The sequence below is a fragment of the Xanthomonas sp. SHU 308 genome (assembly GCF_000364645.1).
Taxonomy (GTDB): Bacteria; Pseudomonadota; Gammaproteobacteria; order Xanthomonadales; family Xanthomonadaceae; genus Xanthomonas_A; species Xanthomonas_A sontii.
This window is the reverse complement of sequence record NZ_AQOK01000746.1, coordinates 1-472: the sequence shown is the minus strand read 5'-3', so window position 1 is coordinate 472 and position 472 is coordinate 1. Positions and strand designations below refer to the sequence as shown.

Below are 472 nucleotides of genomic sequence, written 5' to 3'. Positions count from 1 at the left end.
CGCTGAAGGCGGTCGCGCACGGCTGGCGGCCGCTGCCGCAGTCCAACCTGTTCATGACCGAGTACGCGCTGACCCGGCCGATCCAGGTGTTCGGCTACAGCAGCGAGCGCATCGCCTTCTCCGGCGCCAGCGTGATGGCGATCCTGGACCTGCCCGACCCGCGGCCGCTGGCCAAGCGCCTGAATCTGGAAGCGGCGGTGGACACACCGGAGAAGGCCATGTTCGGCCGCGAAGTGCTCAGCCGCGACGTCCACGATCCCAAGACCGGCGAGCCGATGATCGAGTCGATCATCCTCAGCGTGTCCACGGTGAAATCGCATCCCGGCAAGACCCTGGCCGGCTGCAGCTACAGCCTGGACCTGCCCGAGGAGCCGGGCGCGGCACCGGCACCGGACGCGCTGCACACGCCGGCCAAGGGCGGCTGAACCCGCGCCGGCGGGCCGACCGGTGCGGGCCGCCGACGTCGCGATGC

The 472-nt window shown here is 71.2% G+C and carries 1 protein-coding gene; it reads left to right on the top strand.

Annotated elements, in window-relative coordinates:
- Positions 1-425 (top strand): hypothetical protein (locus tag D588_RS25610; protein WP_017917215.1); only part of this gene is annotated, 425 nt, incomplete at its 5' end.
- Positions 426-472 lie beyond the last annotated feature (47 nt).